At 64.3% G+C, this 26,089-nt stretch carries 23 protein-coding genes and 4 pseudogenes; 14 read left to right on the forward strand and 13 right to left on the reverse strand.

Annotated features, from left to right (window positions below; all coding sequences use genetic code 11):
- Positions 1–8 precede the first annotated feature (8 nt).
- The 3 genes from ACN675_RS00205 to ACN675_RS00215 are packed head-to-tail and all read left to right on the forward strand — an operon-like array spanning position 9 to position 3,095.
- Entirely contained in the window at positions 9–848 is an 840-nt protein-coding gene (locus ACN675_RS00205; RefSeq protein ID WP_420748980.1) for a mycofactocin-coupled SDR family oxidoreductase, read from the forward strand.
- Positions 845–2,641 carry a flavin-containing monooxygenase gene (locus ACN675_RS00210; RefSeq protein ID WP_420748981.1) on the forward strand — a complete coding sequence of 599 codons (1,797 nt, stop codon included), beginning with the start codon at positions 845–847 and terminating at the stop codon, positions 2,639–2,641. Before ACN675_RS00205 ends, ACN675_RS00210 begins: the two co-directional genes overlap by 4 nt.
- A 19-nt stretch (positions 2,642–2,660) precedes the next feature.
- On the forward strand, positions 2,661–3,095 hold the full coding sequence (locus ACN675_RS00215) for a nuclear transport factor 2 family protein (RefSeq protein ID WP_420748982.1): 435 nt from the start codon (positions 2,661–2,663) through the stop codon (positions 3,093–3,095).
- Positions 3,096–3,168: 73 nt separating this feature from the next.
- On the opposite strand, the gene ACN675_RS00220 is transcribed toward ACN675_RS00215, so the two are convergent.
- The gene (locus ACN675_RS00220; RefSeq protein WP_420748983.1) at positions 3,169–3,477 is read right to left on the reverse strand and encodes an EthD family reductase; all 309 of its coding nucleotides are present in this window, start codon (positions 3,475–3,477) and stop codon (positions 3,169–3,171) included.
- 262 nt (positions 3,478–3,739) lie between these two features.
- On the opposite strand from ACN675_RS00220, the gene ACN675_RS00225 reads away from it, so the two are divergent.
- On the forward strand, positions 3,740–5,377 hold the full coding sequence (locus tag ACN675_RS00225; protein ID WP_420748984.1) for a flavin-containing monooxygenase: 1,638 nt from the start codon (positions 3,740–3,742) through the stop codon (positions 5,375–5,377).
- 250 nt (positions 5,378–5,627) lie between these two features.
- Here the strand turns inward: ACN675_RS00225 and ACN675_RS00230 are convergent, their stop codons facing one another.
- From ACN675_RS00230 to ACN675_RS00275, 10 genes are all read right to left on the reverse strand, one after another.
- The gene (locus ACN675_RS00230) at positions 5,628–7,610 is read right to left on the reverse strand and encodes an FAD-dependent oxidoreductase (RefSeq protein ID WP_420748985.1); all 1,983 of its coding nucleotides are present in this window, start codon (positions 7,608–7,610) and stop codon (positions 5,628–5,630) included.
- 5 nt (positions 7,611–7,615) lie between these two features.
- A complete protein-coding gene (locus ACN675_RS00235) occupies positions 7,616–8,131 on the reverse strand; it encodes a pyridoxamine 5'-phosphate oxidase family protein (RefSeq protein WP_420748986.1) in 516 nt (171 codons plus the stop codon).
- Positions 8,132–8,139: 8 nt separating this feature from the next.
- Positions 8,140–8,979 carry a mycofactocin-coupled SDR family oxidoreductase gene (locus ACN675_RS00240; protein WP_420748987.1) on the reverse strand — a complete coding sequence of 280 codons (840 nt, stop codon included), beginning with the start codon at positions 8,977–8,979 and terminating at the stop codon, positions 8,140–8,142.
- A 32-nt stretch (positions 8,980–9,011) separates the two neighbouring features.
- The gene (locus tag ACN675_RS00245; protein ID WP_420748988.1) at positions 9,012–9,428 is read right to left on the reverse strand and encodes a MaoC family dehydratase; all 417 of its coding nucleotides are present in this window, start codon (positions 9,426–9,428) and stop codon (positions 9,012–9,014) included.
- A complete protein-coding gene (locus ACN675_RS00250) occupies positions 9,425–9,892 on the reverse strand; it encodes a hypothetical protein (protein ID WP_420748989.1) in 468 nt (155 codons plus the stop codon). The genes ACN675_RS00245 and ACN675_RS00250 overlap by 4 nt, the downstream gene beginning before the upstream one ends.
- Positions 9,889–11,445, reverse strand: a complete 1,557-nt coding sequence (locus ACN675_RS00255; protein ID WP_420748990.1) for an AMP-binding protein — start codon at positions 11,443–11,445, stop codon at positions 9,889–9,891. Before ACN675_RS00255 ends, ACN675_RS00250 begins: the two co-directional genes overlap by 4 nt.
- A 22-nt stretch (positions 11,446–11,467) precedes the next feature.
- The gene (locus ACN675_RS00260) at positions 11,468–11,875 is read right to left on the reverse strand and encodes a nuclear transport factor 2 family protein (RefSeq protein WP_420748991.1); all 408 of its coding nucleotides are present in this window, start codon (positions 11,873–11,875) and stop codon (positions 11,468–11,470) included.
- Between the two features lie 126 nt (positions 11,876–12,001).
- Positions 12,002–13,081: a 2-oxoacid:ferredoxin oxidoreductase subunit beta gene (locus ACN675_RS00265; protein WP_420748992.1), complete on the reverse strand. Its 1,080-nt coding sequence runs from the start codon at positions 13,079–13,081 to the stop codon at positions 12,002–12,004.
- A complete protein-coding gene (locus ACN675_RS00270; RefSeq protein WP_420748993.1) occupies positions 13,078–15,012 on the reverse strand; it encodes a 2-oxoacid:acceptor oxidoreductase subunit alpha in 1,935 nt (644 codons plus the stop codon). Before ACN675_RS00270 ends, ACN675_RS00265 begins: the two co-directional genes overlap by 4 nt.
- A gap of 28 nt (positions 15,013–15,040) precedes the next feature.
- Entirely contained in the window at positions 15,041–16,189 is a 1,149-nt protein-coding gene (locus ACN675_RS00275) for an acyl-CoA dehydrogenase family protein (protein ID WP_420748994.1), read from the reverse strand.
- A gap of 160 nt (positions 16,190–16,349) precedes the next feature.
- Here ACN675_RS00275 and ACN675_RS00280 point away from each other — a divergent pair, with 160 nt between their 5' ends.
- The 10 genes and pseudogenes from ACN675_RS00280 to ACN675_RS00325 all read left to right on the forward strand — a co-directional run bounded on the left by ACN675_RS00280 (position 16,350) and on the right by ACN675_RS00325 (position 23,447).
- Positions 16,350–17,144 (forward strand): SDR family NAD(P)-dependent oxidoreductase, encoded by a 795-nt coding sequence (locus tag ACN675_RS00280; RefSeq protein WP_420748995.1) that lies wholly within the window; start codon positions 16,350–16,352, stop codon positions 17,142–17,144.
- Positions 17,144–17,590 (forward strand): acyl-CoA thioesterase, encoded by a 447-nt coding sequence (locus ACN675_RS00285; protein WP_420748996.1) that lies wholly within the window; start codon positions 17,144–17,146, stop codon positions 17,588–17,590. Before ACN675_RS00280 ends, ACN675_RS00285 begins: the two co-directional genes overlap by 1 nt.
- Positions 17,591–17,821: 231 nt before the next feature.
- Positions 17,822–18,313, forward strand: a complete 492-nt coding sequence (locus ACN675_RS00290) for a nuclear transport factor 2 family protein (protein ID WP_420748997.1) — start codon at positions 17,822–17,824, stop codon at positions 18,311–18,313.
- Positions 18,314–18,426: 113 nt separating this feature from the next.
- A pseudogene (locus ACN675_RS00295) lies at positions 18,427–19,251 on the forward strand (IS5 family transposase).
- 12 nt (positions 19,252–19,263) lie between these two features.
- Positions 19,264–19,701 (forward strand): annotated as a pseudogene (locus ACN675_RS00300) (transposase); the annotation flags it as partial.
- A 339-nt stretch (positions 19,702–20,040) separates the two neighbouring features.
- The gene (locus ACN675_RS00305; protein WP_420748998.1) at positions 20,041–21,510 is read left to right on the forward strand and encodes an MFS transporter; all 1,470 of its coding nucleotides are present in this window, start codon (positions 20,041–20,043) and stop codon (positions 21,508–21,510) included.
- A gap of 233 nt (positions 21,511–21,743) precedes the next feature.
- A pseudogene (locus tag ACN675_RS00310) lies at positions 21,744–21,924 on the forward strand (IS5/IS1182 family transposase); the annotation flags it as partial.
- Between the two features lie 283 nt (positions 21,925–22,207).
- A pseudogene (locus ACN675_RS00315) lies at positions 22,208–22,450 on the forward strand (transposase); the annotation flags it as partial.
- Positions 22,451–22,499: 49 nt separating this feature from the next.
- Entirely contained in the window at positions 22,500–23,198 is a 699-nt protein-coding gene (locus ACN675_RS00320) for an acetoacetate decarboxylase family protein (RefSeq protein ID WP_420749125.1), read from the forward strand.
- A gap of 45 nt (positions 23,199–23,243) precedes the next feature.
- A complete protein-coding gene (locus tag ACN675_RS00325; protein WP_420748999.1) occupies positions 23,244–23,447 on the forward strand; it encodes a hypothetical protein in 204 nt (67 codons plus the stop codon).
- 125 nt (positions 23,448–23,572) lie between these two features.
- On the opposite strand, the gene ACN675_RS00330 is transcribed toward ACN675_RS00325, so the two are convergent.
- Both ACN675_RS00330 and ACN675_RS00335 read right to left on the reverse strand, forming a co-directional pair.
- Complete coding sequence (locus tag ACN675_RS00330) at positions 23,573–24,817, reverse strand: cytochrome P450 (RefSeq protein ID WP_420749000.1); 1,245 nt, start codon at positions 24,815–24,817, stop codon at positions 23,573–23,575.
- 40 nt (positions 24,818–24,857) lie between these two features.
- Entirely contained in the window at positions 24,858–25,691 is an 834-nt protein-coding gene (locus ACN675_RS00335) for a mycofactocin-coupled SDR family oxidoreductase (RefSeq protein WP_420749001.1), read from the reverse strand.
- Between the last annotated feature and the right edge of the window lie 398 nt (positions 25,692–26,089).

Genomic DNA, 26,089 nt, shown 5'->3' on the forward strand with positions numbered 1-26,089 from the left:
GAGCAGTCATGGCAGGACGGGTAGCAGACAAGGTCGCCTTCATCACCGGAGCCGCGCGCGGGCAGGGCCGCAGCCACGCCATCCGGCTCGCCGAGGTAGGTGCCGACATCATCGCCCTCGACATCGCCGGCACCATCGAAACCGTCGAGCGGTTCTATCCCAGCGCCACCGAGGACGATTTCGCCGAGACAGTGCGTGAAGTCGAGTCCCGCGGACGCAAGATCCTTGCCCGCACCGCCGACGTCCGCGACTTCGATGCGGTCGCAGCGGTGGTTCAGGAGGGGATCGCCGAGTTCGGCCGGATCGACACCGTGGTTGCCAACGCGGGAATCTTCCTGTTCGGCGAGCCCACACACCTCGTGACCGAGAGCGATTGGGACGATGTGCTCGACATCAACCTCAAGGGTGTGTGGCACACGTGCAAGGCCGTCACCCCGCAACTCGTCGAACAGGGCAGCGGCTCGATCATCATCACCAGCTCGTCGGCCGGCATCAAGGGCACACCCAATGTCGCTCCCTACACGGCGAGCAAGCACGCCGTCGTCGGCCTGATGCGCACGCTGGCCCTGGAACTGGGACCACACGGAATCCGCGTGAACACGGTGCATCCCACCGGCGTTGCCACCGACATGATCCTCAACGAGTCGTGCTTCCGGTTGTTCCTTCCGGACGTGGAACATCCCACGCAGGAACAGGCGGCACCGATTTTCGCGACTACCAACGCCATACCGGTCCCGTGGGTCGAGCCGATCGACATCTCCAACGCCGTGCTGTTCCTCGCTTCCGACGAAGCCCGCTACGTCACGGGCACCGAACTGAAGGTCGACGCCGGGTACACGACTCGATGACCGCTCAGGACGAGAGAGAGATCATGGCCTCGGAAACCGACCTTCCCCTCATTGCGAACCAGTGGCTCGATACACTCGGGCGCATTCTGCGCGAGGGCGACACCGACTCCTACACAACAATATTCGCAGTCGACGCGTGGTGGCGTGACCTGCTCGCGTTCAGCGGGGACCTGCGCAGTCTGTACGCCGCCGACGCCATCGGACCGATGATCACTACCGCGGGAACCCTCGACGTCACCGGCCTCGGACTCGACTCTCGGGTTCCGCCGGCGTTGTTGTCCGGCGAATCCGACCGGCCGGTGATACAGATACTGTTCGGTCTCACCACCCGCCTCGGCCGTGTCCGTGCGGTGGCGAGGCTGACGCCCGGCGAAGACGGAGCATGGCGGGCGACCGCGCTGCTCACCGAACTCGACGCCCTGAAGGGGCACGAACCGGCGATCGGACGCCGACGGCCGAAGGGGGCGCCCGCCCCCGATGAGCGCACCCTCGAACACTGGGGTGCGAAGCGGGCCCGCGAACTCGACTTCGACGACATCGAGCCGGATGTTCTCGTCATCGGTGCCGGGCATTCGGGTCTCGGTCTCGCCGCGCACCTGACGTCACTCGGGATCCGGACCCTCATCGTCGACCGGAACGCCCGGGTCGGCGACAATTGGCGCAACCGTTACGACTCTCTCGTGCTCCACGATCCGGTGTGGGCGAATCATCTGCCCTTCATGCCGTTTCCGCCCACCTGGCCGGTCTTCACGCCGAAGGACAAGATGGGCGATTGGCTCGAACTGTATGCGCAGGCACTCGAGTTGAACGTATGGCCCCGGACCGAGGTCGCGTCGAGCACCTACGACACGGCCGACGGAACGTGGGAGGTCCGCCTGGACCGCGGCGGGCGGACCCGCACCGTCCGGCCTCGGCACGTGGTGCTCGCCACCGGACTCAGCGGCACCGAACCGCTCGTTCCGGAGATCGAGGGCACCGACACATTCCGCGGCGAACTGCTGCATTCGGGTCAGTACAGCACCGATCGGGCACGCGCCGGCATTTCGGTAGTGGTGATCGGGACGGGCAACAGCGGTCACGACATCGCCCAGGACCTGTACAACTCGGGCGCGAACGTCACACTGGTGCAGCGCGGGCCGACCTACGTAGTGGGTGGCACGACGGTGGTCGACGTCATGCTCGAACCCGTATACGGCGAGGACTCGCCACCCACCGAGCTCGCCGACCTCGTCGGGGCGTCGTTCCCGCGGTTCGATGCGTCGGCGCAGCAAGGTCTGCGAAAAGCGGTGGCGCTCATGGCAGAACGTGACCGGGAGATGCTCGACGGACTCACTGCGCGTGGGTTCCGGCACAACCTCGGTGACGACGATATGGGCGCGATGAACCTGTTCCTCACCCGAAACGGCGGCTACTACATCGATGTGGGGGCGGCCAGGCTCATCGCGGACGGCGAGATCGGAGTGGTCGCCGGGGCGGTAGAGCGCTTCACCCCGGGTGGTCTGGAACTGAGCGACGGCCGACGGATTCCCGCCGATACGGTGGTGCTCGCTACCGGATTCCGCGGGATCCACGAGACCGCTCGCCGAGTCCTGGGCAACGCAGTGGCAGACAAGTGCGGACCCGTGTGGGGACTCGACGACGAGGGCGAGATTCGATCGGTGTGGCGGCGGTCCGGGCACGACGGTTTCTGGATCAGCGGCGGCAACCTGACGATGGCCCGCGTCTACAACAAGTACCTGGCTCTACAGATCAAGGCAGATCTCGAACAGATCGAGTTGCCTTCCGTTCCCTGATTCCCTGACAGGAGAAGATATGTCGATCAACGACAGAAGCGGTGACATCGCCGAGATCACCCGGATCACGCATCTGTATGCGCGTGGTCTCGATCGGTTCGATCCGAAGGAGACGTTGTCCGCGTTCTCCGTGGACGGCGCGTGGGATGCCAGCGCGGTCGGGTTGACCCGCTACGAGGGCCACGAGCAACTGCTCGACTTCTTCGAGCGTGACGCCGAGGCGGTGGAGAAGCAGTTCCACATCATCACCAACCACATCATCGATTTCCAGGACGACGACAACGCCACCGGCACCAATTACGTTTTCTCCGAGGCGGAGATGAAGAACGGTGCGGCGATCAAGGCGATCGCGCTGAACACCGACCGGTACGTACGGACGGCGGAGGGGTGGAAGATCGCCGAACGTGTGATCACGGCTCTGACGACCCCGCAGATGGACGGTTTCGACGCCTGACGGCGGCGCCACTGCTCGCCACGGCTGTGGGGCATCAATCGTTAATTGTTGCCCCACAGCCGCATTCACGTGCCTAGATGCCCTTGTTGATCTCGTAGAAGTCGAACGAGACGCCGGCCTGCGCGAAGTTCTCGAGGTCGGCCGCACCCTTCTGGCCTGCGGGCGACGCCATGTCCTCGAGCATGGCTTCCCTGCTGTCCCAGTCGCAGATTGCGACGAGGAAGTGCGGGGGAGTGGACCCGTCGGCCGTGCTGCACACGCCCCATTCGAAATTCCGAATGCCCTTCTGGTCGAGGGCGAGCTTTGCGTGGACGTTCTCGTAGTGATCGAGGAACTTCTCGGGATTCTCGGGGTGGTTGTAGATAGCGACGAGTCGGTACACGGTTCCTCCTGTGATTGCCTCTCGGCGGATCGCCGAGCGCGATGGTGCCGACCGAACCGGGACGGTACGGACCGGTGATCGACAGCGGATAACGCCATTGATTATATCCATATGCATTGATAATGTGGTGGCGATCACAGGGTGAATCGCGAGGGCGCCACAAATCCCGTCCGGCTCACGACGCCCCGCATATCCGGAACCCCAAACCTCGATCGAACTTCACCGCACGCCTTCGCATCCGACATCCAGGAAAGGCATCCAGATGAACTCTGTACACGCGGCCACCGCACACTCCACCCCTTCCGAAGTCGACGCAGTCGTGGTCGGAGCCGGATTCGCCGGTCTCTACCTCTTGTGGAAGCTGCGCAAGCACGGCTACACCGCCATCGCGCTCGACAAGGGCAAGGAAGTCGGTGGCACCTGGCATTGGAATCGCTACCCCGGCGCGCGCTGCGACGTCGACAGCCACGACTACTCGTTCGGATTCGACGAGGACCTCGAGCAGGAATGGGAGTGGTCCGAGCGTTATCCCTCGCAGCCCGAACTGCAGGCGTACCTCTCGCACGTCGCCGACCGCTTCGACCTCCGGCGCGATATCCGTCTCGAAACGACGGTCACCGAAGCACATTTCGATGACGATACGCAGAAGTGGACCGTGCGCACCGATACCGGCGAGACCTATGTCGCCAAGTTCTGCCTGATGGCGGTCGGATGTCTCTCCGTCCCGAAGGATGTGGACGTGCCCGGCCTGGCGAACTACACCGGGCCCGTCTACCGCACCAGTTCGTGGCCCGAGGGCGGTGTGGATCTCTCGGGCCTGAAGGTCGCAGCTGTCGGTACCGGCTCGTCGGGCGTCCAGGTCATTCCGGAGATCGCGAAGCAGGCCGGCCGGCTGACCGTGCTGCAGCGAACCGCCAACTTCGTCATCCCCGCACGCAACCACAAGCTCGATCCGGCGTACGTCGCCGACATCAAGGCCGGCTACCGTGAGCGTCGCCGTCTCGCACGGTCCGTGCCTGCCGGCTGCATTCGTGACGACAACCCGAAGACCGCGTTCGAGGTGAGCGACGAAGAACGTCGCGCCGAGTTCGAGAAGCGCTGGGAAGGTGGCGGAATCGCCTTCCTGGGTGCCTTCGCCGATCTCATGGTCGATCAGCAGGCCAACGATGCCGTCTCCGACTTCATCCGCTCCAAGATCGACGAGATCGTCACCGACCCGGACACGGCCGACAGCCTCAAGCCGTACGGTTACCCGATGGGAGCCAAGCGTCCCGTCGTCGGCACCGACTGGTACGAGACGTTCAACCGCGACAATGTCGAACTCGTCGACCTCCGCAAGAAGCAGCTCGAGGGTTTCACCGCGAAGGGTATGCGCCTCGCCGACGGGACCGAGTACGAATTCGACGCCATCGTGCTGGCAACCGGTTTCGACGCATTCACCGGGGCATTCACCTCGATGGACATTCGAGGCCGCGGCGGCCGCCCGCTGAGCGAGGCATGGTCCGAAGGCCCCAAGACGCATCTGGGACTGGGTACAGCGGGGTTCCCCAACATGTTCATCATCGCCAACGTCGGCAGCCCGTCCGTACTCGCCAACATGGTCACGGCGATCGAGCAGCACGTCGAGTGGACCGTCGAGACGATGGACCACATGCGCGACAACGGAATCACGACGATCGAAGCCACCGAGGACGCTCAGGAGGCATGGGTGGAGACCGTCGAGGAGATCGCCAACACGACGCTGTGGCCGCAGGGCGAGTCGGGATCGTGGTACCGGGGCGCGAACATCGAGGGCAAACCGCAGATCTTCATGCCGTACGCGGGTGGCATCGTGCTCTACGAAGAGACCTGGAACGAAGTCCGGAACGCCGGTTACAAGGGGTTCGTCCTCCAGTCCTGACACAGATCCACCGCCGCCGGGTGATCGCATCAGCGGTCACCCGGCGTTCTCGCGTCCCGCGCCCCGAGGTTCGCTGCGGATACCGATCCCGACGCCGTCTCGTGCAGGGATTCGACGACGCCGTCTCGTGCAGGGATTCGACAGAGCCGCCTGCCTCACCCCGGACAGGCATCGGCCCCTCTCTCCGTCGGAGAACGGAAGGAGGGACCGATCCTGCGTCCCGGTCGCGGTCGCCGGGCGCTCGTTGCACTCAGACCAGCTTGGCCAGCGCGTATGCCTGACGAGTGGCGAACACCAGCCGGCGCGGAGCGTAGGCGTCACCGAGGATGTGGACTTCGCGGTCGCCGGCCGCCGCAGGCCCGTTCTTCAGGCTCTCGTACAGCCCTGCGTCGCCGATCCCGCCGCACGCGAGCACGACGTTGTCGAAGCCGTCCACCTCGTAGGTGCGACCCGAATAGACGTTGCGGGTGATCACGCCCGTCGGGGTGATCTCCACGACGTCCTCCATGAAGCGGTACTGCACACCCTTCTCGTCGAGACGGCCGAGGATTCCGCCCACGATGTACCGCCCGAGCAGCTGACCGGCCACCTGCGTCGCATACACGATGGTGACTTCGGTGCCGCGCTCGGTGAGGTAGTCCGCCAGCGACAGCGGCGGCATGTGATCGTCCTGTGCAACGATCAGCACGCGCTTGCCGACCTTCGCCTCCCCGGTGAGAACGTCGCGGATGTCGGCAACGTTGTCGCCGTACACTCCCGGGATGTCCGGGATTCGGCGGGTCGACCCGGTCGCGACCGCGACCACGTCGAAACCGGCCTCGTCGATCTCGGGCTGCGTTGCAGTGCGGCCGTATTCGATCTTGACGCCGACGCGTTCGAGGCGGCGCTGCTGCCAACCGAGGTACTTTTCGAACATGTCGTAGGTGGGTGCATTGATCGCAGTGCGCAGTTGACCACCGAGCACATTCGACGACTCCCACAGTTCGACATCATGACCCTTCTCGCGGGCCAGCGCCGCGAATTCCATCCCCGCAGGCCCACCACCGACGACGAGTACCCGTTTGGGGTCGGTGACCGTCGGCCACGGACCGTCGACCTCGTTACTCGTGACCGGGTTGACGGCACATCCGAACGGCAAGCCCTCGACGTAGCGTCGGCTGATGCATTCGTTGCCACCGACACACGGCCGGATCTCCTCGACTCGACCGGTGCGGGTCTTCTCGATGATGTCCGGCTCCGCGATGTGCGCCCGAGCCATACCCACCACGTCGGCGTGCCCCTCGGCGAGGATCCGTTCGGCCACATCCGGGTGGTTGATGCGGCCCGTGTGCACGACCGGCAGCGAGATCGCGCGCTTGAACCGGCCTGCGAGCTCGGCCCACTGGCCTGCCTCGAAGAAGTGCGGCTGAATGTACGACGGGTTGCCCCAAGGGCTTCCGACCACACCGTGGAAATAGTCGACCAAGCCGGTGCTCTCGAGGTACTGGGCGATCTCGATGGCTCCGTCGACGTCGTAGCCGCCGGGCACCTCCTCACGCAGGTTGAGGCGGATGCCGATCACCATCGACGAACCGATCACGTCTCGAATCGCGCGCAGCACTTCGACAGGGAACCGACAGCGATTCTCGATGGACCCGCCGTACTCGTCGTCGCGCTTGTTGGTGAGCGGCGAGAGGAAGTACTCGAGCAGATCGTCGTGGTTCATGTGGAGTTCGACACCGTCCAGCCGGGCCGCCTGCGCTTGCCGGGCACAGAACTCGTACTGCCCGACGAAGTACGCGATCTCCTCGCGGTTGAGTTGGTGCGGAATGTTGTTGACCACCGGGGCGCTGAGCACCGGCGACGCACCGTGCGGCATGCCGCCCTGATGCACCATCTGGCCCGTGGCGACCGCGCCCTCGGCATGCAGCGCATCCGAATAGGCCTGCACCCGTTCGACGAAGAACGGCAGGCTGTAGTGCCCCTGCACGGTCGCGCCGACACCCGTCGGTTCGAATCCCGGGATCACTCCCGTGTTCGGAACCCACGCACTGAGACTGTCGAACCACGCCGCACCGCCCCGGGCGCGGGAGACGTAGTAGGCGAGGTTGCGCTCGGCTTCCTCGTCCGTGCCGAAGATGTTGCCGATCGCAGAAGCGTGCGGTGGCAGCACTACACGGTTCTTCAGCTCCATCGGCCCGATCCGGAAGGGGGACAACAGGTGCGAGTAGTCGTTGTTGGAATCCGCAGACATGGCGATCACTTTCTGGTCGGTCGTGTTCCGGTCCCACCGCCGCGGCCGTCACCGGGCATCTTCGTGGAGTCGTGGCTGACGGCGATACGCACGGGACGTACCTCGAGAACTACACGATTGGGACTGTCCAGCAGTTGCCGGAAGGCTTCGGGGTGATCAGGGGCGTGGCGCTTCGCGAACGCCGGATAGAACCACCGTTTGGTTTCCGCGTCCGTGTGGACCACGACGCGCCCGCGGACGGCCAGCATCCTGCGCCCCGGCAGATCGGTACCGGCGTTGGACACGACGAGCGTCACACGCGGATCGCGTTGGGCGGCAAGTACATGGGTGCGACCCGCCGCCGCGGTGAGCCAGAAGGCGCCGTCCCGATACAGATAGCTCATCACGACACCCGCCGGCCATCCTTCCTTCGTCGCGAACGCGAAGGTGCATTCGCGTTGCGCGTCGAGGAGAAGGTCCTGCGTTCGTGCGTCCACACGCAGCGACGTGAGGTCTTCGTTGTCGTCGATACCTACGGCCACTGTTCGACCTACTTGACGTATGCGCCGGCGTCGACCGGAAATGTGACACCCGTGACGTAGCGCGCTTCGTCGCTGCCCAGAAACAGTACCGCGTTGCTGATGTCCACCGGATCGACCCACGGGACGGGCAGCGTGTTGAGCGACATGAATCCCGGCATCGCCTTTTCCCGGGTCGGTTCGGGGTCGTCGGGAGAGAACATGGCGTACGTACCCGGATTCTGGATCATCGTCGTATCGACATTGGTGGGATGAATGGTGTTGACCCGGATGCTGTGGGGCCCGAGTTCGTTCGCCATCGTGCGCATGAGTCCGACGATCCCGTGTTTCGCCGCCACGTAGTGCCCCACGTGCTGAACGCCCTTGAGTCCACCGATCGAGCTGATGAACATGATCGATCCGCCGCGCCCGGCCTCGATCATCCGCGGAATCGCCACCGCGGCCGTGTTGTAGACGCCGGTGAGGTTGACGTCGATCATGTCGCGCCACTGCTCTTCGGTGAGTTCCCAGGACAGACCGTAGGTGGCGATGCCCGCGTTCGCGACCACGATGTCGACTCCTCCGAGCTGCGAGATGCCGTCGTCGAGCGCCTTCTGCAGGCCGGTCCGGTCGCGGACGTCCGCCTTGCGGGCCACGATGCGGCGGCCGAGTCCCTCGACCAGGCGCACGGTCTCGTCCAGGTCGGCTTCGGTCGCGAGATCGTAGTACGGAGTGACGGAGTCGATGTTCTCGCAGATGTCGACGGCGATGATGTCCGCGCCCTCCTCCGCGAGACGGATCGCGTGGGAGCGACCCTGACCACGGGCAGCTCCCGTGATGAACGCGATCTTGCCTGCTGTACGTCCGGCCATGATGTCCTCCTGGTGATGGGGTTCGAGGGCGGTCAGTTGTCGGCGGGCAGGCGAACCGTACCCGTCCCTTCCAGGACGCGCGCGCCGCCGACGACGTCGAGTGCGAGGTCGCACTGCACGAGCAGGCCCTCGGGCGTCTCGTCGACTGCAGTGACCGTGCCGGACGCCTGCAGCCGATCACCTTCCAAGACGTTGCCGAGGAATCGGAACCGGTATCGGGTGATGCGGTCGACGCCTCCCGCCCAGTTTCCGAGCATGGTCATCACGTAGGCGATGTTGCTCGGCCCCTGGTTGACGGTGCGATCACCGAGACCGAGCCCGCTCGCCGCGGATCGGTCGAAGTGGATGGGATTCGGGTCGCGCATGAGCGCCGAGAGTGTCTTCATGCGGGCGGGATCGACCGAGTCGATGATCCTCACCGGAATCTGCTGGCCGACTGTCGGTATCACAGCTTTTCACCTCTGCGAGGGAAGACGATCGAGTTCGTGGTCGAGGCGCAGTGCGCACCGTCGCTGTCGTGCAGGTCGAGCCGGTAACCGACGATGTCGAATACGCCGGTACGCCGTCCGACCTTGCGGACGGCGGAGACGATCTGACCCGACACCCGGTAGGTGCCACCCACCCGGAGCGGGCTGTACACCACGGTGTCGGTCTCCCCTGCCATCGGACCGTCGGCGTCGGAGGCGCCGAACAACGCGAACAGTTCGTCCCAGCTCCAGCCCATGGACCCCGTTGCGACGAGGAACACCAGCACGGGGTGTGCGCCGCCGTCGGCGGGGTCGGCGAGCATGCTGTCGAGCACGAGGTGCACCCACCACGGTTCCAGCGTGGCTTCCCCGCCGGGAAAGGAAGTACCGATCAGAGCGTCCAGCTCGGATTCGCTCGGTGCCCTGCGCTCCGTGCCGACCGTCATCGGGCGGCCGCCGCGTCGAGGTACGGTTCCCGCAGATCGCGTTTCATGATCTTGCCGGTAGGAGCCTTCGGCAGGGCATCGACGAAGTCCACCGACCGCGGCTTCTGGTACGAGGCCAGATTACGTTTGGCGGTGTCGATGATCTCCTGCTCGGTGGCGGTGTGCCCGGGCTTGAGTACCACGACGGCCTTGACAACTTCGCCCCACTCGTCGTCGGGAATTCCGATGACGGCACATTCGAGCACCGCGGGGTGTGCGCCGATCGCTTCCTCGACCTGGATGCTGTAGATGTTCTCCCCGCCCGAGATGATCATGTCCTTCGCGCGGTCCACGATGTAGATGTAGCGCTCCTCGTCCCAGACCCCGACGTCTCCGGTCCACATCCAGCCGTCGCGCAGCGTCTGGGCGGTCAGTTCGGGCTTGTTCCAGTAGCCGAGCATGTTGGCTTCGGAGCGGACGACGATCTCGCCGGGGGTCTTACCGTCCCGCGGCACCTCCGTCCCGTCGAAATCGACGACACGGATCGTGGTGCCGAAACCTTCACGGCCACAGGACCTGAGGCGATGTTCGTTGATGCCCTTCACCGCATCGAGGTGGTCCTCCTGCGACAGGAACGACATCGTCGTTCCCTCGGTCTGACCGTAGCCTTGAATGAGGGTGCAGGGGAACGCGTCCAGCGCCTGCCGGACGATCGCAGACGGCATCGGACCGCCACCGTACTGGATATTCCGCAGGCTGGACAGGTCGTATCGATCGAAGCCCTCGACGGCCATCATCCAGTTGAGCATCGTAGTGATGCCGAGGAACGCCGACACCCTTTCCTGCTCGATGATCCCGAGGGCCTGCTCGGCCTGGAAGTTGACCAGTACGACAGGACAACCGTGCTTCATGTAGTTCATCGAGAGCACCACCGGGATGTGATACATCTGCCCGGTGAGCATGTACACGTCCGACGGGACGACCCGTTCGGCCACCGTCTGATTGAGCATGCCGGCGGCCGCGCTGGCATGGGAGTGCAACGCGCCCTTGGATTGTCCGGTCGTGCCCCCGGTGTAGAGGATGAAGAAGGGATCGTCGTTGCCGACAGTCGGCGTCCAGATCGGTTCGTCGGTGCTCGCAGCGGCAAGCATGTCTTCGTACGTGCCCGCGCCGCCGGGCCCGAATTCGAGCCAATGGTCGACGTTCGCGACCCGGGTCAGCTCTTCGGCAGTGGCACGGAATTCGCTGGAGGTGATGAGAACTCGCGGCGAGGCATCGGCGATCAGTTCGAGCAGGGCGGTGTCCGCGAGTCGCCAGTTGAGCGGCTGCAGGATGAGTCCTGCCCGGCCGACGGCGAAGAAGAGCTCCTGGAACTCGATGCTGTTCTTGGTGAGAACCGCGACGCGGTCGCCCTTCTCGAGACCGAGCGCCCGCAGACCGTTCGCGAGACGGCGCACCCTCTCGTCGAGCTCGGCGAAACTGATCCGCCGGTTGTTCGGTACGTCGTATACCGCCATCTTGTTCGGGGTGAGTGCGGCCCATTTGGCGGGGATGAGACCCTGATTCATCGTCATCGACAATGTCTCCCAGTTGAGATCAGTAAGGAAGGTCGAGTGCGATGTGACGCTTCGCCAGCACCCACTCGCCGCCCGCCTTGGTCCATTCGTCCTCGTACTTGCCCGTGGTCAGGACGGTCAGCGTCCCGTCCGCCGCGGACGTGATGAGCAGGTACGACACGGTGCGCACGTTCTTCTCGTCGATCTCGTCGACCAGCAGGTTCGTGGTGATGTGGCGACGCTGATCGGACTGGGACTCGTGCGCACCGCGGAACAGACCCATGATCTCGTCACGACCCTCGAGCGGGCCGACGAGTTCCCCCTCGCCGATACGCATGGTGAAGATCGCCTGCTCGCCGAAAGTTGTTTCGACGCCGTCCATGTCACCGTCGTCGTACGCGAGGGCGTATCGGGCGAGGGCGTTTTCGATCTCGTTCCTGAGCGACATTGCTACTGCTCCTACCGACGAAGGATCAAGGAGTGATGAGATGTGACAACCATCACTCTATACTAATCATGCGCATTGTCTAGGCCCGAGGCGTGACGGCCGGGAACGCTGCCCGAGGCGTCCGGCTCAGCCCGAAACCGTCCAGGTGTCCGATCCGGTGAGCAACTCCTGCAACGCTTTACCGTCACCGGCGCGGCCGGTGCGAGCCGAATCGCTCTGCTCGCGCACCAGATCGTCGTAGGAAGGCCGGTGGACCGACCGGATCACACCGAAGATCGTGTGTTCGAGGTCCTGATCCGACAACCGCGACAACGCGAACGCATACTCGGGATCATCCGAGTGTGCGTCGTGGACCACGATGTCCTCGGGTGAGACGGTATCGGTGTCGGCGACCCGCAGACCGAAACCGTCCCGCACGACACACTTCCTGCCCTCGGCGCCGAAGACGATCGGCTCTCCGTGGTGCACGGGCACGACTCGCTGTTCGGCGTCGTCCTTGCGCAGCACGTCGAACGAGCCGTCGTTGAAGATCGGGCAGTCCTGGTAGATCTCCACGAACGAGGTACCGCGATGCTCGGCAGCCTGCCGCAACACCTCCGTCAACCCCTTGCGATCGGAGTCGAGCGCCCGGGCGACGAACGTCGCCTCCGCGCCCAGTGCGAGCGACATCGTGTTGAACGGATGGTCCACCGACCCCATCGGTGTCGACTTGGTGACCTTCCCGACCTCGGAGGTCGGCGAGTACTGCCCCTTGGTGAGGCCGTAGATCCTGTTGTTGAACAGCAGGATGTTCATGTTCACGTTGCGGCGCAGCGCGTGGATGAGGTGGTTGCCGCCGATCGACAGGGCGTCGCCGTCACCCGTGACCACCCAGACCGACAGGTCCGGGCGCATGACGGCCAGTCCGGTCGCGATGGACGGCGCACGGCCGTGGATCGAATGCAGACCGTAGGTCTCGAGGTAGTACGGGAATCGGCTCGAACAGCCGATTCCCGAGACGAACATCATGTTCTCCCTGCGCAATCCCAACTCGGGGAGGAAATTGCGGATGGCCGCCAGGATCACGTAGTCGCCGCAGCCCGGACACCAGCGGACCTCCTGGTCGCTCGTGAAGTCCTTGGCCTTCTGCGGTGTGTCGGTCCGGGGAACGAACGCCGTGGCACTGAGACCGAGATCCACTCCCACGCGACTTATCAACTCGGTCATACGTTTTCCTCCTCACAGCCGCTCGAATCGCGGTATTCTGCCTCGGCCAGCGCCGTGGTGGTCTTCGATTCTTCCCAGCCGCGCAATGTGCCGGCCAGCGCCGCATCGATCGCGTCGAGGATCTCGTCCGCCAGGAACGCCAGGCCCTGAACCTTGGTAACGGGCTGGATGTCGACGAGGAAGCGCGCGCGGAGCACGGACGACAGCTGGCCGAGGTTCATCTCGGGCGCGATCACCGTCCGGTAGCTTCTCAGCACGTCGCCGAGATTCTTCGGAAGCGGGTTCAGGTGCCGGATCTGCAGATGCGCGACCTTCGTTCCCCGGCGGCGCGCTCTTCGGCATGCCTCACCGATCGGCCCGTACGAGCTGCCCCAGCCGACGATCAGCAGTTCGGCCTCTCCCGACGGGTCATCGACCACGGCGTCGGGGACATCGATGCCGTCGATCTTGGCCTGCCGCAGCCGCACCATGAGATCGTGGTTGGCCGGCTCGTAGGAGATGTTGCCACTGCCGTTGGCCTTCTCGATGCCGCCGAGACGGTGTTCGAGTCCCGGAGTACCCGGAATCGCCATCGGCCGCGCGAGTGTCTCGCGATCACGTGCGTACGGCCGGAACGACGCCCCGGAGTCCGCCGGCGCGGACTCGAAGCCCGGATCGATGGGTGTCATCGCCTCGACGGACGGAATACGCCACGGTTCGGAACCATTCGCGATAGCGCCGTCCGAGAGCAGGAGCACCGGAGTCCGATAGGTCACCGCGACACGCGCGGCCTCCACCGCGGTGTCGAAGCAGTCGGCCGGCGACAAGGGGGCGATCACCGCGACCGGCGATTCGCCGTTGCGGCCGTGCAGAGCCTGCAGCAGATCTGCCTGCTCGGTCTTGGTCGGCAGACCGGTGGACGGTCCACCGCGCTGGACGTCGACGACGACGAGAGGAATCTCGGTCATGACGGCCAAGCCGATGGCCTCGCTCTTGAGGGCAAGCCCGGGACCGGACGTGCTCGTCACCCCCAGAGCACCGCTGAGGGACGCACCGATCGCGGCACCGACGGCGGCGATCTCGTCCTCCGCCTGGAAGGTGGTCACACCGAAACGCCGATGCTTGGTCAGCTCGTGCAGGATGTCGGAGGCCGGCGTGATCGGATACGTCCCGAGAAACAGTTCCAGGCCCGACAGGTGCTGTGCCGCCACCAATCCGTATGCCAGAGCCGTATTTCCGGAGATCTGGCGGTACGTTCCGGCCGGAAGATCGGCCTTGGTGATCTCGTAGGTGGTCGCGAACGTCTCGGTGGTCTCGCCGTAGTTCCATCCGGCCCGGAAAGCCAGCAGATTACCCTCGGCGACCTGCGGCTTCTTCGCGAACTTCGTTCGGAGGAAATCCTCGATCCCGGCGACCGGCCGGTTGTACATCCACGACAGCAGACCGAGCGCGAACATGTTCTTCGACCGTTCGCCGTCCTTGCGGCTCAGCCCTGCCGGCTCGACCGCGCCGACGGACAGCGACGACATCGGCGCCGCGTGCACGACCAGGTCCGACAGGCTACCGTCCTCGAGCGGATTCGACGTGTACCCGACCTTGCTCAGGTTCCGCTTGGTGAACTCGTCCGTGTTCACGATGACGGTGCCGCCGCGCGGCAGGTCCGCGACATTCGCCTTGAGCGCCGCGGGGTTCATCGCCACGAGCACGTCGGGACGGTCACCGGCGGTGAGAATATCGTGATCGGCGATCTGGATCTGGAACGACGACACTCCCGGCAGGGTGCCCTGGGGCGCGCGGATCTCCGCAGGGAAGTTGGGCTGGGTGGCCAGGTCGTTGCCGAACACCGCGGCTTCCGCGGTGAACCGGTCACCTGTCAGCTGCATGCCGTCGCCCGAGTCGCCGGCGAAGCGGATGACCACCCGCTCGAGCTTCGTTTTGTCGACTTTCGTCATACTCGTTGCCTCCGGTCCGATCGGTTGCCTAGCCGGCGTCCCGCACGAGTTGCTTGGCGAGCGAATCGAAGATCACCTCGGTCGAACCTTCGTAGATGCGCATGGGCCGGGCCTCGCGGTAGAGGCGTTCGAGCTTTCCGCCGCGCACGAGCCCGAAGCGTCCTGCGACCTGGACCGAGCGATCGACGACGCTGGCCGCCACCTCGGTCGCCGCGACCTTCGCCATCGACGACAGATGCAGGTTCGCACGCGCGTCGCGGGCCGATGCGGCGGCCGCACGGTAGGTGAGGGAGCGGGCCATCTCGATGTCGGTCCAGCACTTGGCGAGGTGCTCCGGCACCGAACCGAGTCGGGCGAGCGTGACGCCGAAGCCCTCCCTGGTCTTCGCGTGAGCCACCGCCTCGTCGAGGGCGGCCTGCGCGAGGCCGACCGCGGCACCGGCGACGGAGACACGGAAGGTGGCGAGCGTTGCCAGCACCAGCGCGAATCCCTTGCCGGGCTCACCGATGCGGTTGCCGACCGGAACCTCGACGTTGTCGAGGACGACATCGGACAGCACATGCGGGGCGATGATCTGGTGCGGACGTTCGGTGCTCAGGCCCGCTGTATCCGCAGGGACGAGCACGAGCGAGTAACCGTCTCCCTCGCGTCCGAGAATGCTGTAGAAGTCCGCGTCGCCACCGTTGGTAATGAAGGACTTGCGGCCGTTCACGATCAGCTTGCCGTCGCGCTCGACGATGGTCGTCGACAGAGCCTTCAGGTCCGATCCCACGTCCGGCTCGGTCAGTCCGAGTGCGGCGACAGCGTCGAGGCGCGCGACCTTGGGCAGCCACTCCCGCTTGAGCTCCTCGGAACCGCCGACGCCGATGCCGTAGCTGCCGATGCCCTGCATCGCGAACATGGAGTCCAGGTGTGCGGACTCGGCGGCGAGGGCCTCGCGCACGACGGTCACGGCGAGCGAGTCGACCTTGTCGAAACGGCCCCCGTAGGCCGCGGGGACGACGACCTCGGTGAGCCGGGAGGCCACCAGACGCTTGCGTACGTCCGGGTCGAAACTGTCGGCCTCGTCGGCCCGCGCCGCGATGTCGACGCAGTCCGCAGCGAGCTCGCGTGCCGCAGCCTGCAGCTCGAGGTATCGCTGCGGCAGGGTGAAGAGATCCTGCTGGTCGTTGCTCACTGTGTACTCCTTTTGGCGAAGCGGCCTACCGTCGGGCTCGAAGCGGAACGTGGTGAGGCGCGTTGTCCGATCGACTCGTGAACTGGATCACTATCCGCTAATCTATGATCACAATAACAAGGAATTATGGCCCGTCAACCGGAATCTGTGGAGGAAGAAGATGGCCGAATCGTCAACCGGAAAGTCCGTTCCGGAGTTCGACCCGACCCGCGCGTTCGATCTGACCGACCGCGTCGCGATCGTCACCGGTGGCAGCCGGGGCCTCGGTCGTGCCATCGCATTCGGACTCGCCCGCGCCGGATGCGACGTGGTGATCGCCAGCCGCGATCTCGCGTCCTGCCAGGCCACCGCGAACGAGATCACCGCCGAGACCGGGCGCAAGACCCTGGCGCACGCGTTCCACGTCGGCCGCTGGGAATCCATCGAAGAACTGGCCGACGCGGTGTACGCCCACTTCGGGAAGGTCGACGTCCTGGTCAACAACGCCGGGATGTCCCCGTTGTACGACAGCCTCGACACCGTCACCGAAACGCTCTTCGACAAGGTGATCGGAGTGAACCTGAAGGGACCGTTCCGGCTCGCCGCACTCGTCGGAACTCGAATGGCCGAGGGCGACGGCGGGTCCATCATCAATATTTCCAGCGCCGGATCGGTCCATCCGAGACCCGACATCCTCCCCTACGCCGCAGCCAAGGCAGGCCTGAACGCCGTGACGATCGGCATGGCGCACGCGTTCGGTCCCAAGGTTCGCAGCAACGCCATCATGGCCGGCACATTCCTGACGGATGTGAGCAACTCCTGGGACATGGAGGCCTTCCGCAAGCGCGCGCAGGGTTTCGCCGCCAAACGTGGCGGGCAGCCGGACGAGATCGTCGGCGCCGCACTCTACCTCGCAAGTAACGCCTCGAGTTTCACGACCGGATCGATCCTCACCGTCGACGGGGGGCACCCGTGATGACCGAAGAAATGATCTCGACCACGGCGCCTGTCACCCAGCAGCGGTTTCGACTGTCCTACGGAGATTGCGATGCCGTGGGCATCTCGTACTTCGCGATCAACTATCCGTGGATGGAGCGCGCCTACAGCGTGTGGCTGCACTCGTTCGGCCTCGAAAGCCACACCCTGCTCGAGACCGTCGGCGTCTACACCGTCGGTCTGAAATCCGAATGCCAATACATCCGCACTTGCCAAGTGTTCGACGAACTCACGTGCACGGTCGCACTCGACCGCATCGGCAACACCTCCTACACCCTCGCATTCGATTTCGAGCGCGGCGACGAACTGGTCGCACAGGGCAGGATGACGTTCGCCGTCCGGAACCCGGACGGCACCAAGGCTGCGATCCCCGAGCGCTTCCTCGCGGCACTGCGCACCCTCGATCCCCCCAGATCACTCGGATAGACCCAACACACGGGCGCTGCTCCTCCGGGAGCGGCGCCCGTTCCCGTTGACTCCCTTGGCATTCCTGCTATGGTGATGCACGTCACAAGCTCGGGACCTTCAGCGTCGCCGAGTATCGCGGACGGCGAACTCCGATCCGATCCCCTCGACGGGCACATCCTCCACCTGCGGAGCCGTCCGCGGAACCCACCCCGCCACATGCATACGCTGTGGAGAACACGGAGTACGAACATGGGAAGCAAGGAAAAGAAGGTCGTCCAGAACTGGCTCGCCGCCACCCGCGGCGATTCGGAGGAGGTCGGCGGTGCGTTCACCAAGTATTTCCATCCCGACGCCACGTGGACGCTCATCGGCTCGACACCGATCTCCGGCACCTACCACGGACTCGAATCCATCCAGAACGACTTCCTCGGCGCGAACTTCCGCGGCGAGGAGCGAGAAGGCCCCTCGGTCCAGGGACTGAGCCAGGAGTACGGGATCAAACCGCTCGAAGTCGAGGACGTGCTCTCACTCGAAGACGACCGCGTCGTCGTCTTCTGCCGATCGGATGGCATGGGACGCAACGGTGTTGAATACAAGAACCAGTATTGCTGGATCGTCACCGTTCGCGACGACAAGATCGCATCGATGCTCGAGTTCTGCGACACCGCACTGATCGAGCAAGCCCAATTCGACAAGAAGATCGTCCCCGCCGGCACAACCGTTCCGGTCTACGAACACTGATCAGCCACAACCACATCGGAGAAAAGGAAGCAGAGCATGGCTAACTGACCGTTTCAGAATGAGTTCGGCGTGGCAGATGGCGTACCGGCAGCGTTTTCGGCAGGGTGCACCGAGTGCCTGTTGATCTTGTTCCTGATGATTTGTGGATCGGGTAACTCCGCTGCTCCCGCCCAGGCCTGCCCGGCGGTATCGATTCCCAGGGCGCAAGCCGGTCGAGGACCGGGTTGCGCTGGGTGGCATCATCTCCGTCCTCCGGACCAATGTCGCGTGGCGGGACGTGCCGGCGGAGAAGGTCGGGTGCAGCGGGGTGACCTGCTGGCGCCGGTTGCGGGAGTGGACCGAAGCCGGGGTGTGGCCGAGACTGCACGAAATGCTGCTCGCCGAGCTGCGGACGGCCGGGTTGCTCGAGATGGACGATGTCGCCGTCGACGGCTCGCACGTGCGAGCCCTCAAAGGGGGGATCACACTGGCCCCTCGCCGGTCGATCGGGCCCGCCTCGGCAGCAAGCATCATGTGATCGTCGATCGGCACGGCACACCGCTGGCAGTGTCCCTGACCGGCGGAAACCAGCACGACGTCACACAGTTGATGCCGCTCGTGGAGGCGATCCCACCAATCCGAGACCGCCGCGGCCGGCCGCGGAACCGTCCCCGCAGGTTGTTCGCCGACCGCGGCTACGACTACGACTACGACTACGACTACGACAAGTACCGCAACCTCCTCCGTGAAGAGGGATCACACCGATGATCGCCCGCCGAGGTGCCGCGCATGGTTCCGGTCTCGGCAAGGTTCGCTGGGTCGTCGAGCGGACCTTCGCTTGGCTGCACCAATTCAAGCGCCTACGAACACGTTCCGAGGTACGAGCCGACATCCATCAGGGATTGCTCGAACTGGCATGCAGCATCATCTGTTTGAGGCGACTGCGGACCTCATTCTGAAACGATCAGTAAGTCGGCAAGCTTCGGCTGTGGCTCGAATCCCGCGGTGTGGCACACGTTCTCGCCGTCCCGAAGTCGCAGATGGTGATCTCGATGGAGTTGCGTCAGCGCCGCGCCCACGCCGTGATCGCCGACCTGCCGGCGACCGAGTGGCAGCGGATCAACTGCGGCGACGGCGCTCACGGACCCCCGGCTCTACGATTGGGCGAGCGTCGACATCCGGCCCGCCGACACCCCGCTCGCCGAGCTGGTCCGGGTCGCCGGCAGCCGCTGGGCCGTCGAGGAGTGCTTCCAGACCGCCAAGAACGAGACCGGCCTCGACCACTACCAGGTGCGCGGCTACACCGCCTGGTACCGACACATCACCCTGTCGATGGCTGCGGCCGGTTCCTGACGATCCTGCGCCGAGGCGCTCAAAAGGGGGATCTTCAGCCGGTCTCGGCAAGCTGATTCCTCTGACAGTCAACGAGATTCGACGACTGTTCAATCGTGTCGCGTGTCCGGTGCGGCACACTCTTGTCCACGTGTGGCACTGGTCGAACTGGCGGCGCATCAGCCAAGCCGGAGCCCGCGTCAGTCACTACAAACGACGGCATCACAAACTGTCGCTCCAGTACTAAAGCTCAAGGGCGCAGTTGCCGAACTGTCCAGCCTCCCCCTGCGGGACAGCGGCCCGGGACAGCTGTTCTCCTGAATCTAGCTATTGGTACGCATGATTACAATCGTTGTGGTAGAAAACTATGGTGCTGGCCACAGAGTGGGGCTATCCTTCCCCCTCGCATCGATGTGATGGCATTCACCGCGCCGCGTACGAGCGCGCAGCCCCTCGGAGGAACGATGGCGGAACAACGACTGGAAAAAACGACGACGCAAGCAGGTGTCGATCTCTACGGCCGCCTAGGAGCAGCTGTGGACGGCATCTCCATGCGTCCTGTTCATTACAAGATCTTTGCACTGGTCGCGCTGGGGAGCTTGTTCAACGCGATCGAGCAGTACAACGTCGGATATGCGGGGCCGATCATCGCAGAGCAGTGGGCGCTGTCCTCGACAGCGGTGGGTTTGTTGTCAACTGCCACGTTCATCGCTATGGCGGTGGGTTCGCTGCTGTCCGGTATTGCGGGCGACCGGTACGGACGCCGCGTCATCTTCATGGTCAATCTCGCCGTGTTCGCCGTCGGCGCACTACTCGCTGCGGTTGCTCCCAGCTACGAAACCTTACTTGCTGCCCGCATTCTGGTCGGTCTTGGCCTCGGTGGTGAAATCGCGCTCGGTTTTACGGTCGTGTCGGAGATGATGCCGACCAAGCGCCGCGGAACGATGACGGCGTCGCTTAGTTTCGTGGCGGGCGGAATCGGAGTGTTCGCGGCGTCCGGTCTCGGAGCGCTGGTGCTCGGACCGATGTCAGGCATTCTCGGGGGAGAACAACTCGCGTGGCGCTGGTTCTTCGCGATCATGGTCCTGCCGGCGGTGCTTATTCTGTTTATTCGGCGATATGTGCCCGAAACCCCGCGGTACTTGCTTCAGCACGGCAAGATCAACGAGACCAATCGTGTTCTTTCCAGCCTTGCGAGCAACACTCTGAGGCCGGGGAAGGACTTCGAAGTCGAACGTTTCCTTGATGTTCCGGAAGGAACGCGTCCTACCGAAGACCTCGGGAAAGTGCGGTTGACGGACATCTTTCAGGGTGCGGTACTGCGCAGTACTATCGTCGGTTGGCTGTTGACGCTAGCTATGTTCGGCACCATCGTGGTGCTTACGGTGTTCATGTCTACGGTGCTCGTCGCGCGCGGGTTCGAAGTCGGAACGTCACTGTTGTACACCACCTTGATCAACTTTGGCGGTTTGCTTGGAGGCCTCGTGGGCATCGTTGCGGCGTCCAAGCTGCCACGGCGGTTGACGTTCATATCTGGTGCTGGAATGTGCGCCGCGTTCGCAGTGTGCTTCTCGTTCTCAACCAATGCGGTACCTGCCGTGATCTTCTCGTTCCTGCTGGCCTTCACCTTCCAGGTTTTGCTGGCCAACCTGTGGGCGTACCTCCCGGAGCTGTATCCAACCCGTTTGCGCGCATTCGGTACCGGTGCGTGTTCGACGGTCGGCCTGCTGGCCGCCGGTCTTGGCCCGCTGGCTGCGGGCGCGTTGATGGATGGATTTGGGGAGGTAGGTGTTTACACCTTGGTGGGAGGCATGTGTGTCGTCATCGCAGTCATCGCGACCGTCGGCCCCGAGACTCAGGGCCGCGATCTGGATCAAGTGGTCTGACCCACCACAGACTCGACGGGAGTTCGCGGGAGGGCCGCGAGCTCCCGTCGCCTCGAGCGACTTGAGTTGCGGGAACTGGATACGTCCACTGACTTGGCCGTGAGAGATCGGTGAGTACAGCCCTGTCGTGGAAAAGCGATCGTTTCCGATGCCGAACTCGTCCTTTTTGGTTCGGCATCAGCGCGAAACCCGGAATCTCATCGCCACCGCCGGGAACGCGAGTTACTCACTCCCACACTCGTCCCTCGTTCGGAGTCACGGTCCCGACTGCACACCGAAGGTTCACCACGTGGGTGGCGGCCGGAGTGTTCGAGAAACTGCACCAGGACGTGCTCGACCGACTCAGCGGAGCAGGTGAACTCGACTGGACGGCGGCAATCCTGGATGCGGCAAGCGTTCGGGCAAAAGACATCCCAGGAGCTTGGGTGTCAAGCAGCAGCCTGCTCGACGTGATGCGACCAGGCCGTCGTTTCGTCGTAGCGAGTGCGGGTCTTGATGCATCCGTGCAGGATGCCGACGAGCCGGTTGGCGAGCTGCCGCAGTGCAGGGCCGTGGTCGAGACCTCGGGCGCGTTGTTTGTCGTAGTAGGCACGAGCGCCGGGAGAAGCGTGCAGGGCCGAGAACGCCTGCGAGTTCAGCGCATCGATGAGCCGATCGTTGTGAACGAACCGCGCCGCGACGACCTTCTTCTTGCCGGGGCTACGACTACAACGTCCACCGTCGATGGCTGCGTCAGCGGGGCATCATCCCGCGCATCGCCCGCCGCGGTATCGAGCGCAACAACCGGCTGGGCCGGCACCGGTGGAAGATCGAACGCACCATCGCCTGGCTCAGCGGCTACCGCCGACTCACGATCCGCTACGAACGTCATGCCGAACACTTCGCTGGATTCCTACAACTCGGCGCTGCACTCACCTGCTTCAAGAAACTCTCCACATAAGACACGATTTAGACAGGGACAACTCACCCCCGACCGATTCGGCTACACGATGCCGGTCGATGAACCGTGGTACCCGAAACTGCCTGTCTACTACCGGGATATGGAGACGATCACGGTTTCCTACGAGACGGACGAGAATGCCGCACTCGACATTCTGCCGGAAGCAGCAGGCTTCGAGCTCACATTGCCCGCAACCGTCCGGATCGTCATCGCAAAGATGCCGTTCACGACGTTCGGCGCATACGAGGAGGCGTACCAGTTCCTCGACTGCACCTGGCAAGGCGAGCCCTGCATCTATCCCGTTCGCATCCTGCTCAACCAGGAATCCGCGCTGGCCGCCGGTCGTGAGATCTGGGGCAATCCCAAGAAACTCGGTCACATCGAGTGGCAGCAGGAAAGCGAAGTCATGCAGGGTATCGTGGAGCGCCCCAAGGGAACCCGGATCTGCACCGTGCAGATGAAGCCGGAGCGGCCCGTAGATCTCGAGCCCTACGAAATGAAACCGATGGGTCTCCGTGTCATCCCGAACCCCGAGGGCGGTGACCCGTCGCTCGCGGATCTGGTGCTCAACACCTGCTACGTAACTCCGAAGCAGGCGTGGTCCGGCCGGGGTTCCATCTCGTTCGGCGTGGAATCCGACCTCGATCCGTGGCATACCCTACCGATAAAGCAGGTCACGGACGCACTCTACGTCCGCTCGGACATGGACGTCGCTCCGACAGCGAAGATCGTCAAGCGGTTCTTCTGACGTTGTCGCCCGGAGAGCGGGAGGTTCCACACGTACAAGAACATCATGCAGTTCCATCACATGGGCAGCAGGTTCGACACGCTCGACGAGTACGAACGGGCGCTCGCGGACTACCGTGCCCGAGGCGTCACCATCGAGGTCGACGGCGGTTCGGCGAGGAAGGGCGGTTCTTCTACGCCGACACCCGTGATCAGGTCGACCACCACCAGGAGTACGTCTACCTCGACGACGCGACCGTGCAGTTCCTGAATACCGTTCCACGGAACTGATTTCCCGTTCAATCAGGGGTACTCACAGGGAAGGGCGCCGTTCCGATGGACGGCGCCCTTCCCTGCGGCTGGGGCGGCCCGCACGCTTCGGACCGCTCCCGGTTCTCACATGAGCGTGTAGTCGGTCAGGATCCGCTCGCCCGGTGTGAACGTCGTCGGGATCCTCTGATACCCCGAGTTCACCCCCTGGCGGGGGTAGGTCTCGAGAGCGTCCACGTCCACTTCGTAATCGGGCATACGGCGCAGCACCTCGCTGATGAGCGCGTGGGACATGTAACGGCCGAGGTGAGAACCGGCGCAACGGTGCACGCCGATACCGAATGCGGTGTGGCGGTTGGGCCAACGATCGATATCGACCTCGTCAGGGTTCTCGAACAGCTCCGCGTCCCGGTTCGCCGAGGACCACGACAGCAGAACGCGATCCCCCTTCTTCATCGGGCAGCCGTGAAAATCGATGTCCTGCACGACGGTACGGGCCAGGGCCTGGGTCGGTGAGAAGTACCGCAGGAACTCCTCGACGGCGTGGTCCATCAGGCTCGGGTTGTCGATAAGGCGCTGCCGCACAGCAGGATTACGCGCAAGCCAGACGAGCGAGTTGCTCACCAGTGATGCCGTGGTGCCAACGCCACCCGAGATCAGGAGGTCGACGATCGCGAACGTATCGTGGTCGTTCAGGGGCTCGCCGTCGACCTCCTGCTGCACCAGATAGCTGATGATGTCGTCCCGGGGTTCCGCGCGACGCTCGGTGATCCGCTGCCGGATCCGATCCGCAAGATACGGGAAGTCGACCTCGACGGCCTGGGTGTGCTCGGGTGTACCGGGAATACCGGCAAGCACCTGGAAGTGCGCCCCGGAATAGCGACGCCATTCCGAAACGTCGAGGCCGAGCCATTCGATGGTCACGATGGACGGCACGCCGATCACCGACGTGAGGTCGCACTTGCCGGCCTCGATGACACTGTCGATGAATCCGGCGACGTGGCGATCGACCATCGGTTTCATCTTCTCCACGGCAGCAGGCGCCGAGACGGGATTGACGATCTTGCGGTACTTACGGAACTCGGGCGGGTCGAGCTCGATCGGAATGTGATCGTGGTGAGGCGTCTTGGGAATCACGACGGAGAGCCCCTCCCCGCCGTATTCCGTTCGGCGAGAAGAGAATACTTCGTCGTCGCGTGCCGCGTCGAAGACGGAGGCGTAGTCGGACAACACCCAGTATCCGCCGTGGGCTTCGGTCCATCCCACCTTCACCGATTCGCGGATTCTCCGATACGAGCCGGCAGGATCCGCCGAGTGTTCCGGCGAGTTGTGATCGAAGTGGATCACGGGACAGCGGGCGGGGCTTTCCATCGTGCATTCCTTCCGAGGTGAATCGTCGAGCGAAACTGTTCTAGGACTTTGCGAGGAGGCCGGCGTCGATGGGCAGTACGACACCGGTGACATAGCGGGCCTCGTCAGAGGCGAGCCAGACCAGCGCATTGCTGATGTCCACAGGTTCGACCCACGGGACGTCCAGTTCGTTGCGCCGACGGCAGTGGTCGAGGATGTCGTCCTGTGTCGGCGACTCGAGATCGGGCCGGTAGATACGGTACATCGCGTCGTTCTCGATCATCTCGGTCCGCACGGTGCCGGGATTCAGCGTGTTCACCCGGATGCCATGCTCGCCGAGCTCGTTGGAAAGGGTGCGCATGAGGCTCACTACGCCGCCCTTGCTGGCGGCGTAGTGCCCGAGGTTGCGGCTCGCCCTGATCGCGGCGACCGAGCTGGTGAGGATGATCGCCCCGCCGGTGCCCTGCTCGATCATCCGGGGCACGACCGCGCGCACGGTGTGGAAGACACCGGTGAGGTTGACGTCGATGACGTTCTGCCATTCCTCGTCGCTCAGGTGCCAGGTCGGGGTGAAACTGACGATGCCGGCGTTCGCGTTGACGATGTCGATGTGCCCGAACTCGTCGATCGCGTCGGAGACGAGCAGGTCCAGCGCCGCCTGATCGCGGACGTCGACGACCCGCGACAGACACCGGCGGCCCGCCGCCTCGACCAGGCGGTGGGTCTCGGCCAGATCGTCGGGGGTGGCGAGCGGGTAGGCGACGGTATCGATGTCCTTGCAGGCATCGAGGACGACGACATCGGCGCCTTCCTCCGCGAGACGAACGGCGTTCGAGCGGCCCTGGCCTCGCGCAGCGCCGGTGACCAGCGCGACCTTGCCGGTTACTCGCCCCATGTGTGCTCTCCTTCCCACTTCCCAGCCTATGTGATGAACAGCACTTTAATGCTTATCATCATTATTAGCTACATGTAGAACAAGATCCGAAGGTCCCGCGTAGGGGACAACAAGGTCCCGGGGAGCGAGTGGGCGCGGGTTGCAGGTCAGAGGCGTCAGTTGGGCGATTCGATCCAGGTGGCCGGGTGAGTGCGCGGAAGCCGACGGCGACGGCTGTGGTGGCAAGGCCGATCGGCCGCCCGCGGTGGATCCGGTCTCGAACGCGCCGTTTCGTCGTCCGGCCGCAGTGGCATCGTGACGACTTCGGCCGGTGGGACGCCGTTCGCGAAAGAGGCGGACCAGCGCCTTCGGCACGATCGACGTGTACATCGCAACGTTCACCCGGGCTTGTCGCCGGC

The sequence above is a fragment of the Rhodococcus sp. O3 genome, from assembly GCF_048897285.1.
GTDB lineage: Bacteria > Actinomycetota > Actinomycetes > Mycobacteriales > Mycobacteriaceae > Rhodococcus.

Excerpts from the sequence above, each read along its gene's own strand:
- ACN675_RS00205 (WP_420748980.1), top strand. The coding sequence starts at position 9 with ATGGCAGGACGGGTAGCAGACAAGGTCGCCTTCATCACCGGAGCCGCG.
- ACN675_RS00210 (WP_420748981.1), top strand. The coding sequence starts at position 845 with ATGACCGCTCAGGACGAGAGAGAGATCATGGCCTCGGAAACCGACCTT.
- ACN675_RS00215 (WP_420748982.1), top strand. The coding sequence starts at position 2,661 with ATGTCGATCAACGACAGAAGCGGTGACATCGCCGAGATCACCCGGATC.
- ACN675_RS00225 (WP_420748984.1), top strand. The coding sequence starts at position 3,740 with ATGAACTCTGTACACGCGGCCACCGCACACTCCACCCCTTCCGAAGTC.
- ACN675_RS00230 (WP_420748985.1), bottom strand. The coding sequence starts at position 7,610 with ATGTCTGCGGATTCCAACAACGACTACTCGCACCTGTTGTCCCCCTTC.
- ACN675_RS00240 (WP_420748987.1), bottom strand. The coding sequence starts at position 8,979 with ATGGCCGGACGTACAGCAGGCAAGATCGCGTTCATCACGGGAGCTGCC.
- ACN675_RS00250 (WP_420748989.1), bottom strand. The coding sequence starts at position 9,892 with ATGACGGTCGGCACGGAGCGCAGGGCACCGAGCGAATCCGAGCTGGAC.
- ACN675_RS00255 (WP_420748990.1), bottom strand. The coding sequence starts at position 11,445 with ATGACGATGAATCAGGGTCTCATCCCCGCCAAATGGGCCGCACTCACC.
- ACN675_RS00260 (WP_420748991.1), bottom strand. The coding sequence starts at position 11,875 with ATGTCGCTCAGGAACGAGATCGAAAACGCCCTCGCCCGATACGCCCTC.
- ACN675_RS00265 (WP_420748992.1), bottom strand. The coding sequence starts at position 13,081 with ATGACCGAGTTGATAAGTCGCGTGGGAGTGGATCTCGGTCTCAGTGCC.
- ACN675_RS00270 (WP_420748993.1), bottom strand. The coding sequence starts at position 15,012 with ATGACGAAAGTCGACAAAACGAAGCTCGAGCGGGTGGTCATCCGCTTC.
- ACN675_RS00280 (WP_420748995.1), top strand. The coding sequence starts at position 16,350 with ATGGCCGAATCGTCAACCGGAAAGTCCGTTCCGGAGTTCGACCCGACC.
- ACN675_RS00285 (WP_420748996.1), top strand. The coding sequence starts at position 17,144 with ATGACCGAAGAAATGATCTCGACCACGGCGCCTGTCACCCAGCAGCGG.
- ACN675_RS00290 (WP_420748997.1), top strand. The coding sequence starts at position 17,822 with ATGGGAAGCAAGGAAAAGAAGGTCGTCCAGAACTGGCTCGCCGCCACC.
- ACN675_RS00305 (WP_420748998.1), top strand. The coding sequence starts at position 20,041 with ATGGCATTCACCGCGCCGCGTACGAGCGCGCAGCCCCTCGGAGGAACG.
- ACN675_RS00320 (WP_420749125.1), top strand. The coding sequence starts at position 22,500 with ATGCCGGTCGATGAACCGTGGTACCCGAAACTGCCTGTCTACTACCGG.
- ACN675_RS00325 (WP_420748999.1), top strand. The coding sequence starts at position 23,244 with ATGCAGTTCCATCACATGGGCAGCAGGTTCGACACGCTCGACGAGTAC.
- ACN675_RS00330 (WP_420749000.1), bottom strand. The coding sequence starts at position 24,817 with ATGGAAAGCCCCGCCCGCTGTCCCGTGATCCACTTCGATCACAACTCG.
- ACN675_RS00335 (WP_420749001.1), bottom strand. The coding sequence starts at position 25,691 with ATGGGGCGAGTAACCGGCAAGGTCGCGCTGGTCACCGGCGCTGCGCGA.